This is a genomic window from Pseudomonas sp. NEEL19, assembly GCF_028751975.1.
Classification (GTDB): Bacteria; Pseudomonadota; Gammaproteobacteria; order Pseudomonadales; family Pseudomonadaceae; genus Aquipseudomonas; species Aquipseudomonas juntendi.
This window is the reverse complement of the sequence record NZ_CP081491.1, coordinates 1,521,729-1,536,872: the sequence shown is the minus strand read 5'-3', so window position 1 is coordinate 1,536,872 and position 15,144 is coordinate 1,521,729. Positions and strand designations below refer to the sequence as shown.

Annotated in this window: 12 protein-coding genes and 3 pseudogenes; 7 read left to right on the top strand and 8 right to left on the bottom strand. The window is 60.6% G+C overall.

Annotated elements, in window-relative coordinates; genetic code table 11:
* Positions 1-35 precede the first annotated feature (35 nt).
* Complete coding sequence (mqo, locus tag K4A76_RS06985; protein ID WP_110677862.1) at positions 36-1,673, bottom strand: malate dehydrogenase (quinone); 1,638 nt, start codon at positions 1,671-1,673, stop codon at positions 36-38.
* Between the two features lie 333 nt (positions 1,674-2,006).
* Between mqo and K4A76_RS06980 the strand changes: the two genes are divergently transcribed.
* The 3 genes from K4A76_RS06980 (at position 2,007) to K4A76_RS06970 (ending at position 6,190) form a co-directional block, all read left to right on the top strand.
* Positions 2,007-2,537 (top strand): sigma-70 family RNA polymerase sigma factor, encoded by a 531-nt coding sequence (locus tag K4A76_RS06980; RefSeq protein WP_110677863.1) that lies wholly within the window; start codon positions 2,007-2,009, stop codon positions 2,535-2,537.
* 4 nt (positions 2,538-2,541) lie between these two features.
* Positions 2,542-3,507: a FecR domain-containing protein gene (locus tag K4A76_RS06975; RefSeq protein ID WP_274411805.1), complete on the top strand. Its 966-nt coding sequence runs from the start codon at positions 2,542-2,544 to the stop codon at positions 3,505-3,507.
* A gap of 247 nt (positions 3,508-3,754) precedes the next feature.
* Positions 3,755-6,190, top strand: a complete 2,436-nt coding sequence (locus tag K4A76_RS06970) for a TonB-dependent siderophore receptor (RefSeq protein WP_274411804.1) — start codon at positions 3,755-3,757, stop codon at positions 6,188-6,190.
* Positions 6,191-6,281: 91 nt separating this feature from the next.
* On the opposite strand, the gene K4A76_RS06965 is transcribed toward K4A76_RS06970, so the two are convergent.
* The 4 genes from K4A76_RS06965 to K4A76_RS06950 form a co-directional block, all read right to left on the bottom strand.
* Positions 6,282-6,473, bottom strand: coding sequence for a YhfL family protein (locus K4A76_RS06965; protein ID WP_003254720.1), 192 nt, complete (start codon positions 6,471-6,473; stop codon positions 6,282-6,284).
* A gap of 113 nt (positions 6,474-6,586) precedes the next feature.
* A complete protein-coding gene (locus K4A76_RS06960; RefSeq protein WP_274411803.1) occupies positions 6,587-7,795 on the bottom strand; it encodes a hypothetical protein in 1,209 nt (402 codons plus the stop codon).
* A gap of 10 nt (positions 7,796-7,805) precedes the next feature.
* Positions 7,806-9,638, bottom strand: coding sequence for a hypothetical protein (locus K4A76_RS06955; RefSeq protein ID WP_274411802.1), 1,833 nt, complete (start codon positions 9,636-9,638; stop codon positions 7,806-7,808).
* 7 nt (positions 9,639-9,645) lie between these two features.
* A complete protein-coding gene (locus K4A76_RS06950; protein WP_009681801.1) occupies positions 9,646-10,506 on the bottom strand; it encodes an SH3 domain-containing protein in 861 nt (286 codons plus the stop codon).
* Positions 10,507-11,145: 639 nt separating this feature from the next.
* Between K4A76_RS06950 and K4A76_RS06945 the strand changes: the two genes are divergently transcribed.
* The 3 genes from K4A76_RS06945 (at position 11,146) to K4A76_RS06935 (ending at position 12,871) form a co-directional block, all read left to right on the top strand.
* Positions 11,146-11,409: a hypothetical protein gene (locus K4A76_RS06945; RefSeq protein WP_274411801.1), complete on the top strand. Its 264-nt coding sequence runs from the start codon at positions 11,146-11,148 to the stop codon at positions 11,407-11,409.
* Between the two features lie 136 nt (positions 11,410-11,545).
* A complete protein-coding gene (locus K4A76_RS06940; protein ID WP_274411800.1) occupies positions 11,546-11,818 on the top strand; it encodes a DUF3077 domain-containing protein in 273 nt (90 codons plus the stop codon).
* 321 nt (positions 11,819-12,139) lie between these two features.
* Complete coding sequence (locus tag K4A76_RS06935) at positions 12,140-12,871, top strand: hypothetical protein (RefSeq protein ID WP_274411799.1); 732 nt, start codon at positions 12,140-12,142, stop codon at positions 12,869-12,871.
* Positions 12,872-13,104: 233 nt separating this feature from the next.
* Here the strand turns inward: K4A76_RS06935 and K4A76_RS06930 are convergent.
* A pseudogene (locus tag K4A76_RS06930) lies at positions 13,105-13,346 on the bottom strand (hypothetical protein).
* Positions 13,347-13,445: 99 nt separating this feature from the next.
* Between K4A76_RS06930 and K4A76_RS06925 the strand changes: the two are divergent.
* Positions 13,446-14,132 (top strand): hypothetical protein, encoded by a 687-nt coding sequence (locus K4A76_RS06925; RefSeq protein WP_274411797.1) that lies wholly within the window; start codon positions 13,446-13,448, stop codon positions 14,130-14,132.
* Here the strand turns inward: K4A76_RS06925 and K4A76_RS06920 are convergent.
* A pseudogene (locus K4A76_RS06920) lies at positions 14,133-14,501 on the bottom strand (DUF2514 domain-containing protein); the annotation flags it as partial.
* Positions 14,489-15,142, bottom strand: a pseudogene (locus K4A76_RS06915) (terminase large subunit domain-containing protein); the annotation flags it as partial. The pseudogenes K4A76_RS06915 and K4A76_RS06920, both read right to left, overlap by 13 nt.
* Positions 15,143-15,144 lie beyond the last annotated feature (2 nt).

The window sequence follows — 15,144 nt, the reverse complement described above, 5'->3', positions numbered from 1 at the left end:
ACCCCCGTGGCTTTCGGTCACAACCTGGCGGCCAATTACAGCGCCATGTCGTTCTCTGGCTTGCTTTCAACCGGTTGGCTTGGCGCAACGGTGGTACCGACGCTGGCGTCGATCACCGGTGGCTTCTCCAGTTGCAGTACTTCAGCGGTGTAGTTCCACTCTTTCTGGGTGGCCGCTGCCGAATCATTGAGCTTGGTGCCATAGCTCGGAACGATCTGCTTGATCTTGGCCTGCCACTCTGGGGTAGCGACCTTCTCCTTGAACACGGTTTCCAGCACGTTGAGCATGATCGGCGCTGCGGTCGAAGCACCTGGCGAGGCGCCCAGCAGGCCCGCGATGGTGCGGTCTTCGGAGGCCACCACTTCGGTACCCAGCTTCAGCACGCCACCCTTCTCGGCATCACGCTTGATGATCTGCACGCGCTGGCCGGCCTGCCACAGTTTCCAGTCTTCCTTCTTGGCGTTCGGGAAGTAGGTGCGCAGGGCTTCGAAGCGGTCGTCGTCAGACAGCATCAGCTGGCCAGCGAGGTACTCCACCAGCGGGTACTGCTCGATACCGACCTTGGTCATCGGCCACACGTTGTGGGGGGTGGTGGTGCTCAGCAGGTCCAGGTACGAACCGTTCTTCAGGAACTTGGTCGAGAAGGTGGCGAACGGGCCAAACAGGACCACGCGCTTGCCGTCCAGCACGCGGGTGTCCAGGTGCGGTACCGACATGGGTGGCGCGCCGGTCGAAGCAATACCGTAGGCCTTGGCCATGTGCTGCATGGCCACGGTCGGGTTCTCGGTGACCAGGAACGAGCCACCCACCGGGAAGCCTGCGTATTCCTTGGCTTCTGGAATGCCCGACTTCTGCAGCAGCTTCAGGGCACCACCGCCGGCACCGATGAACAGGAACTTGGCGTCGGTGGCCGACTCGGTACCGTCCTTCAGGTTCTTGTACTCGACGTGCCAGGAGCCATCCTTGTTGCGGGTGATGTCCTGCACTTCGCTGGACAGCTTCAGGTCGAAGCCTTTCTGGGTTTGCAGGTGGCCAACGAACTGGCGGGTGATCTCGCCGAAGTTCACGTCGGTGCCGATTGGCGTCCAGGTCACGGCCAGCTTCTGGCTAGGGTCGCGGCCTTCCATCATCAGCGGGACCCACTTGGCGATCTGCGCGTGGTCCTCGGAGTACTGCATCGGGCGGAACAGCGGGCTGGCCTGCAGCGCGTCGTAACGCTTCTTCAGGAACTTGATGTTGTCATCGCCCCAGACGAAGCTCATGTGCGGGGTGGTGTTGATGAACGAATGCGGGTTCTTCAGCACGCCCTGGCGGACCTGCCACGACCAGAACTGACGGGAAATCTGGAAGGCCTCGTTGATTTCGATGGCCTTGGAGATATTGATGTTGCCGTCTTTGTCTTCCGGGGTGTAGTTCAGCTCGGCCAGCGCCGAGTGGCCGGTACCGGCGTTGTTCCAGCCGTTGGAGCTTTCTTCGGCCACGCCGTCCAGGCGCTCGACCATTTCCATCGACCAGCTTGGCTCCAGCTCGTGCAGCCACACGGCCAGGGTGGAGCTCATGATGCCGCCGCCGACCAGCAGTACGTCGACTTTCTTGGTTTCTGCGGCGTGCGCTTGCATGCAGCTTGCAGCGACAGCCAGACCCAGCAAGGTCTTGCCAGCTTTCTTGAACATTGATCAATTCCAGTCATAAGAACAGAGGGAGGGCCTGTGGCTGGCCCAAGTAAAGCGTGTTCTTCAGCGCAGGCTTGTTATTGATCATTGTTCAGCAGCTAGAGAACGAGAAAACGACCCTGCCTTTTGTCGAATTGACTGACTTGGCTGAATCGTTTTGCCGATTGTACTTGAAATGCCTGCACAAACAAATTGCAGCCCTTTACGTCAAGGCGGCAGGTTGTCCCATGGCGCGCAGGCAAAACATCTTGCCGATTGCAGTATTGCGCCGACAGCCCTACTATTGCGATCATTTCTCATTCGCACCCTTTCGCGCTCGCGCCGGATGCCGCCGTGGTTTCGATACCCGAGTTGAATCACCCGCTTCATCGCCTGTACCACAGCCATTCGCGCTGGCTGCTCGGCTTTTTGTACCGCCGGCTGGGTTGCCGCTGCGATGCCGCCGACCTGGTTCAGGACACCTTCGTGCGGATGCTCAAACGCCCGCTGCCGCAGGGTGGCGAGCGTGGCCAGCGCTCGTACCTGGCGACCATCGCCCGCGGCCTGTGCGTGGACCACTGGCGCCGGCAGAAGCTGGAGCACGCCTGGTTACAGTACCTGGCCCTGCAGCCCGAGGCCGTGCAGCCCTCCCCCGAACAACGCGCGATCATCGTCGAAACCCTGCACGAGGTAGATGCCATGCTGCTGCGCTTGCCGGGCAAGGTGCGCCAGGCGTTCCTGCTGGCGCAGATAGACGGCCTGGCCTACCGCGACATTGCCGCCCACCTGGGCGTGAGCGAACGCATGATCAAGAAGTACCTGGCCCAGGCGTTTCTGCACTGCGCCATTCTGGAAGCCGAACTTGACGGCTTGCTGGTGGAGTAACGCCATGACCGCACCCGCGCACACGCTCAGCCACACCAGCCTGCAGCAGGCCGCCCACTGGTACGTGCAATTGCAGGACGAACATGCCACCCCTCAGTTGCACCAGCAATGGCTGCACTGGCTGCAGCAGCACAGCGACCATCAGGCGGCCTGGCACTATGTGCAGCGGGTGGGCCAGCGCTTTGCCCCACTACAGGGCGAAGGGGTGGCGGCCAGCCAGGCATTGCGCCAGCAGGACGCGCGCCGCTTCAGCCGGCGCAGCGGGCTCAAGTCGCTGCTGGTGCTGGGCGCGGGCTCGCTGCTGGGCTGGCGGGCCTGGCAAGGCGCACCACTGGCGGGTTGGGGGGCAGACCTGGCCACTGGCATCGGTGAAATCCGCGAAACCCGCCTGGCCGATGGCAGCCAACTGTGGCTGGCCGCACAAAGTGCCGTGGACCTGCAGTTCACCCCGCGCAGCCGGGTGTTGGCGCTGCGCTTCGGCGAACTGCTGGTGGAAACGGCCCACGACCCGCGCCGGCCGTTCTTCGTCGACACCGCGCAAGGGCGCATGCAAGCCCTGGGTACGCGCTTTGCCGTGTGCCAGCAGGGCGAAAACACCCGGTTGGCCGTGTACGCCGGCGCTGTGGAGGTGTGCACCGCGCTTGGCGGCGAACGCCGCACTGTGCAGGCCGGGCAGCAGGTGGCGTTCAATGCGCGGGCCGTGGGCGCTACCCGCGCGGCGCAAAGCGCAGGCGAGTCGTGGGTTCAGCACAGGCTGAACGCCGAAGGCATGCCCTTGGCGCATTTGCTGCAAACCCTTGGGCGCTACCGCCATGGGCACCTGGGCTGGCACCCGGAGGTGGCGACGTTGTCGGTGATGGGGGCGTTTCCGCTCAACGATACCGACCGGGCGCTGGAATTGCTGCAAGCGGCACTGCCGGTGCGGGTGCAGCGGCTGACGCCGTGGTGGGTCACAGTCGAGCCGGCTTGATACCTGAACACCTTTGAACCCAGCGCCTTGCATCGCGCTGGATTCTTCGCGGGCATGCCCGCTCGCACAGAGACAGCGTGAACTCGAAGCCGGCGCAGTACCTGTGGGAGCGGGCGAGCCCGCGAAGCAGGCGACGCGGTGTTCATCAGTCATGAAAAATAATGCCAAGCCAGTTCCCTTTTTCCAATCGCGTTCGGTTAACCCGGCATAGCCCGTCCAACTCACCTTACCGACTCCAGAGACCCGCATGCCGACGCCCTTCCAACCCATGCTTCGCCTGGCGCTTGCCGCGCCCCTTTCGCTGTGTGCCGCCGCACCGCTGATGTTGCCGGCCAACCTGGCCCATGCCGAACAGCCCGCCGAAACCCGCTTCGATATCGCCCCCGGCTCGCTGGCCAGCGCCCTCAACCAGTTCAGCAGCCAGGCCGGCATCTACCTGGCCGGCAGCAACGAGCTGGCCGCCGGCAAGCTCAGCCAGGGCCTGCAAGGCCGCTACAGCGTGGCCCAAGGCCTGGCCCGCCTGCTACAGGGCAGTGGCTTGCAAGCGGTTGCACAAGGCAACGCCGGCTATGTGCTGCAACCGCTGGCCGAGGGCAACGCCCTGCAACTGGACGCTACCGCGATCAATGCAGCCACCCTGCTGGTCAGCAACGGCCAGAGCGACACGGGTTACCGTGCGGTCGCCAGCAGCACGGCCAGTAAGACCAGCAGCGCCCTGGCCGATACCCCACGCTCTGTCTCGGTGGTGACCCGCCAGCGCCTGGACGACCAGCAGTCACAAACCCTCACCGAAGTGCTGGGCTATGTGCCGGGCATTTTCTCGCCGCCCTTCGCCGGCGGCGATGGCCAGGCCGGCGACCTGTTCTTCATCCGCGGCTTCAACGCTACCGATTACGGTTATGGCCTGCTGCGCGACGGCCTGCGGGTACAGGGCAACCGCTACGACACCAGCAGCGAACCCTATGGCCTGGAGCGGGTGGAAGTGTTCCGCGGGCCGACTTCGATCCTGTACGGTGAAAACGCCCCCGGCGGCGTGGTCAACCTGGTCAGCAAGCAGCCCACCGCCGAGCCCCGCGGGGAAGTGCAACTGAGCTACGGCTCGCACAACCGCCGCCAGCTGGGCGTGGACATTTCCGGGCCATTGACCGATGCGGGCAATGTACTGGGCCGCCTGGTGATGCTGGGCCGCAACGCCGACACCCAGGTCGACCACCAGCCCGACGACCGCCTGTACCTTGCCCCCTCGCTGACGCTGAATTTCGATGATGACAACAGCCTGACCGTGCTGGCCACCTATCAGCGCGACCGCACCCTGATGGAGCTGGGCTTCCCCGCCGCCGGTACCCTGCTGCACAACCCCAACGGCAAGATCGACAAGGACCAGTTGTCCGGCAACCCGGACTGGGACAACTTCGAGCGGGAAACCTGGAGCCTGGGTTACGCGTTCAGCCACCGCTTCAACGACACCTGGCAGTTCCGCCAGAACTCGCGCTACCTGCAGTCGCGCATCGACCGCCAGGAAATGTGGCCAGGCAACCTGAACGACAACGGCTTCGGCAGTACCCTCGGCAACACGGCCTACGACCGCTATAACAAGTCCATCGCCTACTCGCTGGACAACCAGTTCGAAGGCCACTTCACCCCCGGCGCCTTCGACCACACCGTGCTGGCAGGGCTGAGCCTGGACCGCACCTCATTCAACCAGGACTGGGATGCCGGCAACGGCGGCACTATCAACGTATTCGCGCCGGTCTGGAACGGCAAGCCGAGTACGCCGACGCCTGTGCAGAACGCCCTGCTGGAACAGACCATGTACGGCCTCTACAGCCAGCTGCAAACCAAGGTCGACCGGTGGGTGCTGCTGCTGGGCGGGCGCCTGGACCGGGTCAACAGCCAGTACCGCAACAAGGCAGGCACCCTCAACGCCGCGGCCGACATGAACAGCTGGGACAGCAAGTTCACCTGGCAAACCGGCGTGATGTACCAGTTCGACAATGGCCTGTCACCGTACGCCAGCTATGCCACCGCCTTCGCCCCGACCCAGCAGACCGAAAGCAGAAGCGGCCCACTCGACCCCACCACCAGCGAGCAGTACGAACTCGGCATCAAGTACGAACCCAAGGGCTGGAACACCGCCGTTACCGCATCGGTGTTCGACCTGCGCAAAAAGGACGATGTGCTCTACGACGCGGCCGTGGGTGACTACCGTCAGATCGGCGCCAGCCGCGCCAAGGGTGTGGAGCTTGAACTGAACAGCGACCTCAGCGAGCACGTCAACCTGACGGCCGCCTATACCTACACCGATTCGCGCATTACCAAGGACGTGGCTGGGTCGTTGTACGAAGACCACCAGATGACCGGCGTGCCGCGCAACCAGGCATCGGTATGGGGCACCTACCGCTGGCGTGACGGGCTGCTCAAGGGCCTGCAGCTTGGCGGCGGTGTGCGCCACTTCGACAGCACCTTCGCCTACACCCCCGCCAGCCTGTACGGCACGCTGGATACGGGTGACGTAACCTTGGTGGACGCCAAGGTAGGCTACGAGATAGACTACAACTGGTCGGTAGAGGTGAACGCGCGCAACCTGTTCGACAAAGAATACGTGGCAGGCTGCAATAACGCCGGGCGCTGCTACTGGGGTGAAGAGCGCACCTTGCTCGGCACCGTCTCGCTGCGCTGGTAACCCTTGCCGGGAAAACAAAAACCCCCGGTCATTTGCATGACCGGGGGCATTGGATCACGCCGCAAGGGGCGCGATCAGGGTACCGCCAAGATTACTGCTGCTGAGGCAGTTTATCGATCGGGCCGCAGCCACCGATGATCTTGGAGATGGAAACCGAAGGGTGGAACAGGTAGTCGTAGGTGCAGTTTTTCGGTTGGTTGTAAACCTGGCCAGTGCAACCCGACAGCAGGGCAACACCCGAAACGACAGCAACGGCTACAGTGGCCTTGAACAGCTTTTTCATTACTAAGTCCTTTAAATGAAACATTTGCGGCCATCATCTGATGGCGGCGGGATGATACAGAAACTGAGCATTGGATCCAAGTCGCAGGGTCTTAAATGCTCAGCCCATCCCCATCAATCGGTTTCCAGCTGGTACGCCTTGCTCACGAACACTGCCGCGAACAGGCTCTTGCCTTCCTTGAAGGTATAGGTTTCCTCGAACTTGCCGTCTTCGACCAGCTTCTGCCCGATGGCACATTCGGAGTCGCTGTGGTTCTTCGCCTTCGCGCCGAAATCACTGCTCCACGATGACAGCCCCACATCCTGGCAGAATGCCGCGAACTTGGCCTTGGGAACCCGCTGCTGGTAATCGTTGAACGCCTGCTTGAGCGGCTTGAAGCCGCTGTAGCTCAAGGTGTAGTTCTCGACCTTGGCCTTGCGGGCAAAGCCGCTCACCGCCTCCGCCAGCACCGCCTGGCCGGAATACGCGCTGTAGGCGCCGATCACCATGGCACTCAGGGCGCTCTTGAGCTGGGTTTCAACATCGTCCAGCTCCGGCAGCGACTGGAACTCGGCCTTGCGCACGATCTCACCGACCTTGGAGCCGTCGTTGCGGTGGGTGACTACGAACGTCATCGAGCCTTCACCGTCGCTGGAGCGCTTGATGGTGAAGTCCAGGTCGACCGTGGTACCAAAGTCGCCGGTACTGCTGACCAGGAAGGCACCGGTCACCGGCTGGCGCACGGCCATGTTGCCGCCCCAGTTGAAACTCGACGGGGCGGCGCGCCCGTTGGCGAGCAGCTCGGCCCGTGGCTGGATCTCGTCGCTGACATCGGCCACCAATACCACCTCGGCGCCCTTGGTGGCCACGAACGGGTTGCCCATCTGCATGCCCAGCAACTGCACATGGATGCTGCCGTCCTTGCTGTCCCCGTCGTGCGCCAGCTTCAGCGCATCGGCCTTCAGGTACACGCCGGCCACATCACGGCTGGCACTGAGCTGGTACTTGGCCCAACCGGCCAGGCCTTCCTCGGCGGCACTGCCCTGTACCGACTCCATCAGGCCTGACAGGCCGCGCATGAACTGCTGAGCCCCGTTGGTCTGTGCAGCGGCCACGCGGATCTCCGGGTCGGCCACGGTCAGGTTGCCGGAAAACGCCGAGTAGGAAATGTCGCCCTCGGACAAGACGTCTTCCAGGAAGTAGCGCTCCTTGAAGTCGTCGTAGTAGGCCATCGCAGCCTTCTTGCCCGAGCTGGAAAGCAGGGCATAGCCACCGCCAAGCACCAACACCGCTGCGGCCACACCGCCCATCAGCAGCTGCTTCTTGTTCATCTGTTTGATCATGGTGTTTGCCTCACTGGACCATGGCGGAAGCGTTGTTCCAGTCGTTCACGTACTGTTGAGAGACCTCGGGGGTCCAGCTGAAATCGATGCCGGCGTTGGGGAATTCCTTGGCCAGCACGGCACCGAACGATACGCGGTCGGCACAGTGTTCCTGCTTGCAGGCCGCAGGCTCGCCGGCGCTGTAGGCGCGGTAGGTGGGCACCGCGCGGCCGTCGTCCAGCGGGTAGTACGGCGTGGCGTTGGCCACTTGGGTTACGTACCAGCCCTCGCCGTATTCCTCGTCCGCGACCAGGCGGCCTTTGCTCGGGAAGTCGATGCTGTAGAAGTCGCCCTGCTTGCCGGTCACATGCACCATCATCGTCGCCACAGTGGCCGAGGTCGCCGGGTTCTGCTGCTCCAGTGGCGACGCGAAGCGCACCTTGATGCCGGCCATCTGCGCCAGTGCCTCGGTTTCACGCCCCTTGAACTCGCTCATGCCGTCCTGCAACTGTTGGTAGCGCTCCAGCACTCGGGTGTGCACGCGCGCCAGTTCCTGCTGGCGCTGGCGTAGCTCGCGCTGGCGTTGCTGCTCACGCTGTACCGCCCAGTTGGCACCGTCGCGCACATCGAAGAACAGGCCTTGGCGGTTGAGGCCGATGCGGTTGCGGGTGATCTTCTGCGCGTCATTGCCCCAAAGGCTGTTGGTGATGGCCGAGATGTTCTTGACGATCAACAGGGTGGCCACATCGGTGGTGGACGGCGAGGCGGTCTTGACCAGGTCGAAGATCTCCAGCGCGGCCTCCTTGTACTTGGCCGGGTCCAGGGCAAATGATTCGTCCGGGGTGACCGCCACGTAGTACGGGTCGCTGCCGAACGGGCGCAATACGCCGTAGCTGGAACGGCTGAAGGTCAGGTACACCTTCATCTGCCGGCCGGGGATCTCACCCACCAGGAATGCGGCCTGGTCTGCGTCGGCAGTCAGGTAGGAAACCGCCTTGTCCTTCACTGCGGCCTCCAGGCGCTTGGTGAAGATCAGGCCACTGGGGTGGGCATAGACCTTGTCCCAGTTATCGCCGCGATAGGTACCCACCGCTTTCCAGCTGATTCTGTCGAAGCTGCCTTGGCCAAAGCCGGAGGCCGGGCACGGCATGGCCGGGGTGGTGCCGAACGACAGGGTGTCGCCTGCGCCGATGATCGATTTGCTCAGCACCCATTTGCAGCCGGCGCCGTCGGTTACCTGCATCAGGTTGGGGTTTGCCAGGACCACCGGGCGGCCAAAGTCCGAGCTGGGGGCTGCGGCCACTGCTGGGGCTGGGGCCGCCGCGGGTGGTGCAGCAGGGGCTTGGGCGGGCGCAGCAGGCGCTGGTTCTGCCGCTACGGCGGGCGCCGGTGCCGGTTGTGCCGGCGCGGGGGCGGGTTCGGCAACTGCCGGGGCCTCTGCCGTGGCAGGTGCAGGTGCCTGCTCCGCTGCCGGTTCCGGTACCGGTTCCGGTGCAGCAGGCGCCGGGGCGGCAACGGCAGGTGCAGCAGCCAGTGTCACCAGCCCCAGGTTGCTGGCATTGCCCGAGCCGCTGGCGTAAAGCTTGCCGTTGCCATCGACTGCCTTCCAACTCACCTTGGCGGTCGAGCAGTCCTTGGCAAACACGAACGGCAGCTTGCTCAGCAGGCCCGTCAGCAGTTCCTGGTTATCCCAGGCTGGGCGGCTGATGGTCAGGTCGACCTGGGGTTTGCACCAGGTGCTGGCATCGCCAGGCACTTCGACCTTGATGTTGTCTTTCTTGGAATAGGCCAGCTCATGGGCGAACGCTTGCGGTACCAGACCACAAGCGCCGATCACAGCCAGCGCGAGCGCGTGCTTTTTCATGGAGTCCTCAGATCAGTTCCCAGGTGCCGTTGGCTTGTTTGCAGAAGGTGTTCTGCTCTTGTTCGGTCTTGCCGTTTTGCGCCTTCAGGCTGACGGTGACCGGGCGGCAGGCCGCTTCGGCGGCAACGGTCTGGGTGGGCAGCGACTGCAGCGAGTCCAGGTCGAAGGCTTGGGTTTCCTTGCTGGCGGCGACGTCCAGCTCGTCCAGGTTTACCGCCGGGGTCACGCGCTTGGCCACGGCCTGCGCCTTGGGCTCCACGTAGTCCTTGTGCACGTAGCCCACGGTCACCCCCTTGCGCCCGACCAGGATCCAGTCGCCGGTGGCGCCCACTGCGGTGAACTCGGTGTGGTTCTTCAGGCTGCCGACCTTCTCGCCAGAGGCGTTCGGCGCGGCGCGTACGTTCAGGTTGTCGCTGGTGGTCACGTACGGTTCGTTGATCAGCTTCATCGACGGCACGGCCTGGATCTTGGGCGCGCGCTTGACCTCGACCTGCTTGGTCTTGGTGTATTCCTTGCCCGGCACGATCTGCGCGCTGGCGCCAGAGTGGTCGGACTTCCAGGTCACGGGCTGGGCGCTGGCCGTAGCCTGCTGCTGGCTCAGTACTTCCTGGGTGCGCAGCGCCAGGGCCTGCTGGTCCTTCTCATCGAGCATGTTGCCGATGCGGTTGCCGACGTAGGCGCCAATCCCGCCCGCGATCAGCGCGGCGGCAATCTTGCCGTTGCCACTGCCCAAGGTCGAACCGATGGCAACGCCAGCCAGGCCACCGATCACCGTGCCCGCTTGCTCTTTGCTGATCCCGAGCTGTGCACAGGCCGTGGTAGAAGCGATGGCGACCGCCAGAAGGGACGCGACGAATTTCTTACGCAAGTGGAGCACTCCATTGTCGATGGGGCGCACAGCCGCGTACCGCAGCCAATGGCAGGCGGCGGCAGGCGAAGGTGTGCGGGAATTTGAGAGGGGGCGCGGCACTGGTCGCGAGCGGCAATTCAGCCGCCCGGCGCGGGGCAAAAAAGAAGACCAGTACGGCGCGAAGCATCCAACGAATCCATGTCAGATAAAGTCATCGCCCAGCGCGCGTAATCATTACGGCGTTTGGCCTGGGCGTGAGTGGTGTAGTAGAGGGCCGCATTGTAGCCCAAGGTGCTATCGGCAGTTCAAGACAAAATGTTGCAGGAAGCCTGTCTGATTGCTTAGTAGAAATCCGTCCTACAACTTCTACTCAGAATTATCCCCTTCCTTGTAGGGCGTTTCCCAAACATACTGCCAACCCGCTCAAACGGTTGCGACGGATTCGGTCGCGCTCTAGTCTCGGCTCGTCGTTGTGAAATCAGCGACCGGCTTTGACAGGCCGACTACTCAAGTTTCCGTTGCAGCGCTTGATGGCAGCTGTGCATGGGGCACATTCGTGTGCGCCGGGTCCTTGGGTACCGGTCTGTCAACCCATGTATAGCTGCCTCCATTCGTTTGACAGCGTTGCCAGGCGGCTCCACTACCCAAGGAGCTTACATGCGCAAGACAGTCCCCGATCCACCCTACTCCCCCCATTCCACCCAGATCCTGCAAGACACCCTGGTCCAGTCCTCAGAGTACGTACTCTGCGCCCTGTCCGTGGCCCGCCAATCCGTGCAACTCAAACCCACCGCCCACAGCTCGATCGTGATGCAGGCCGTGATCCATGAAATGGAAGCGGTACAGGGGCTGGTCGAGTCGGCGTTGATGCAGTTGCAGATGCGGCCGCATTTACCCCCAGAGCCTCACACCTTGCATTAGCAGGTCAGGCCTCTTCGCGGGCACGCCCGCTTCCACAGGGTCACCACAGCCGTCACGCACTGCACAGTACCTGTGGGAGCGGGCGTGCCCGCGAAGAGGCCAGCCCAGGCAACCCAGAATCCAGGGAAACAAAACAATGCCCACCGACAACACAAAAGAGCCCACCACAGTCGGCAAAACCTGCTTCTACCAAGGCGAAAACAACACCCACCCGCTGTTCCGTATCGAACCCGGCATCCCCTGCCAGGACGCCCGCGAACAGGCCTCCGAACTGATGGGTTACGTGCGCGACCTGATCATCACCGGCCTGATGGACGGCGACCAGCAACTGATCTGGGCCTCGCATTACCTGAGCGCAATGGCCAAGGCGCTGTTGGATGATGCTGAGTTGGGGATGATGAAAAAGTAAGCCTCAACGAAAAAGCCCCCGAAAGCTTTCGCTTCCAGGGGCTTGATCTTGAATGGCGGAAAGATAGGGATTTGAACCCTAGGTACTGTTGCCAGTACAACGGATTTTGAATCCGTTTTTTGTTTCATTTTTTCTGGAAAAAAAATCTGTAAACCAAATAAAATCAGATACTTAAACAAAAATAAACGCAGCAGCGCACCACATCATTAGGGGGACACATTCCCCCAAAATTCCCCCAAGATCCTTGATAGCATTGCAACATCACCGCCAGGCAGGATTCCTCGCCTCGGCCAGAACGGAATCAACGAGCAAGGAACACCAATGACATATGACAACCCAGCGTCTAGGATTCTCGCCATCCTGGGATCCATTCATGGCACCCAAGCCAACACTCCTTGCAAAAACGCATGGTGTTCTGCATTAGGTATTGAGGCTGGGGATGATGCGAAATTGGTGATGAAGCTGAGCCAGTTGATGGGCATTTCCCTTGATGCAGTCCTTCTAATGAATGAAAGATTCCCAGCATTAAAGGACCAAACGTCTCAATGGCACATAAATTTTGTCACTGCACTTACGAGCCAACAGCTAAATAGTAATATTCAAACATTTATAAATGGATACAGCCGAAAGCATAGCGATTTCTTAAGGGTCATGGAACAAATGATCGGTATTTCTGCGCCAGCAGAAATAGACACTAGTCTGATTGGCGAATTCAGGAATAGCATATCCAACTTAATTGATGAGACGCTTGCAAGCCAGCTGGAGCCAAAGGCTAAGAACTACCTAGTAAAAGCGTTGAGAAGAATACTTGCGGCGCTCGAAGACTACCAAATCACAGGAGTAGTCCCAGTGATTGAATCCATTGAATTAGTTGCCGGCCATATGTTCACTGACTCTCATTTTAAGAACTCTATGAGCACCGACTTCGGAAATAAAATCTTTTCAGTTATCGGAGCCATAGCGGACTCCATAGCCATAGCCACCGGAGCGCCAGCTACCATGTGGAAAGAACTTGGAAGTACTCTTAACGGACTTATTGGACAAAGCAGCTAATCACCAATTACTTACCTACGGAAGACGAAAGTGGAAGCAGTTGCTGATTGGCTAGTTCGTCCATTCTTATCAAATACAAGCGGCCGCATTAGTCAATGGTCGGCTTCCTGGGAACACGGATGCCGCGTTGCAGCCTGGCATTCCGATAGCATCACAAAACTACTCCTCCGGTATCCTGGCCATCATTCTGCCCTGCACCACTAGGACTGCGCGTAGAGCACGCCGTCGCCCCCCTACACCCCGTTGATGTTGATGCCGAGCTGGCCATGCCGTTGACCTTGGCATCATGCAGCCGCGGGATGATGACCGGACCCGGCGGCGGGTTTAAAACCCAGGCCTGGGTCGAAACCCGGCCCAGCGGCTCGCTGTGGTGATTGCCCATGTGGATGTCCGCCCGCAGGGGCTGAACCTTCCCGAACTGGCTTGTTGGTATGGCCACGCCATTCACGCGGCGGCGAACGAGGAGGAAGTACATGGGACACCAACACTGTACAAAAACACAGCCCCCCCCCCCAGTTTCTACCGCAACCCACAATAGCTCCCAAACGAAAACAGACGATCTATCTACATCCGAATGAGAGATCAGCAATGGGATAATGCAATCGTTATTTCTATTCTTAAAAATGCCGAAGACACGCTTCAGGCCGCCTCATACGGCTTGGACGATGTGAAAGCCAAGGACGGACCAAGAAAGCTATCGGGAATTCGCAATTTGGTAGTTTTCGGACGATCTGTGACATTTGTACTTCAGAATCTTCGTGGGAAGGTTGAAGGCTTCGATGAGTGGTACGCTCCACATCAAGAAGCAATGTCTCAGGACAAAGTCATGAGATATTTCCTTGAGTTACGTAATACTATACTTAAGGTCGGCGAACTAAGAACCATGGTCGAAGCAACATTAAACGGGAGTACAGAAGACCTTCTCAAGTCGGCCACGAAGCCTCCCGGTGCAAAGGGAATGTTCGTCGGTGACGTCTACGGTGGGAGCGGCTGGTACATCCCGATGTCTGACGGAAGCATAGAGAAGTTTTATGTAGACTTGCCAAAAGATCTAGCTGACGTAAAAAGCTATTTCCTGTCTGTACCTGAAAATTATAGAGAAGCGATTGATTCTAGGGATGTAGTAGATTTGGGAGAGGAATATCTCCATAAGCTAAAAGTGCTTATCGATGACTGCCCAAATATTTTCATCGGACAAGCGGCACAAACATATGGACCGGACAAAAAAAGACTTCCTCGATTCATGAGAATAATAAAATAGCTATCCCGCTTTTAGGGCGTCGTATTCACGCTCGCACTGCTGGCCGGCAATCCTGGCTTCGTCATAAGCCTGCGCCAGTTATCGATTCGTTTCGACAGACCGGCTGAGCAGGTCGTAGAGCACCATGGCGGTGCGGGTGGCTGCCTCGCCTCTGGCGACAGCGGCGGTATCCTTGCCGGAGCAACTGACGGCGGCAGCGAACTGGGCGGACTCACTGCGCAGCCGCTGGCCAGCAGCATCGGCGTCAGCAGCACCAGCATCAGCAATCGGTCTCTCTTCATGCGCTCTTACCCTCGGCTCTTGCTGCGCATCTGCGCTCCAATGTTCTTCCCGGCGCGCAGCGCGCTCGCCGATCACTTCTGCCCTTCGTCCTTGCGGAGCTCTTTCGCCATGCTGTCTTCAAGCCACTCACGGCTGACGGAGCGTCCCATGTTGGGATTGGTGACATAGAAGTTTTCAGGCTGAAGGCAGGCTTTGCTCTTGAGCATCGCCTCGGGGAACTCGTACAAGATCCCCAGCGACTTGCGGTCATCGACCACGCCATCGCGAACATCCCGGTAATAGCTCAGCTTTTCCTCGAAGACACCGGCCGGCGGCTCGTCGCTTTGGGTCGACAGTAGGATGACGAAACTTTCGTCCCGGGATATCTGACCACCCGTGGCTTCCATCAGCATGGCATCGGCATTCGGCCGCTTGCCGAACACCCAAACCTCATCAATCAAAATCTTGCCGGACTTCTTGCCCGAGACCGTGTCGGTGTCGGCCCCCACCACCTTGAGCGCCGCGTTGTTCACGCGGTGGGTAATGGTGCGAATGAGGTGCTGGACATGAAGCAACTCGCTGAGCTCTAGATCGGCTCGCACCATGCCGGCGGCTGGCTTGTAGCTGTTGGCCGCGACCTCGATCGTCGGCGCGATGATCAGCAACTCCTCGTCGTGCCGCCAGTTCAAGATCAATGCCGTCAGCATGATGCCGGCGGCAATTGTCGATTTCGTGTTCTTCTTCGGGATGT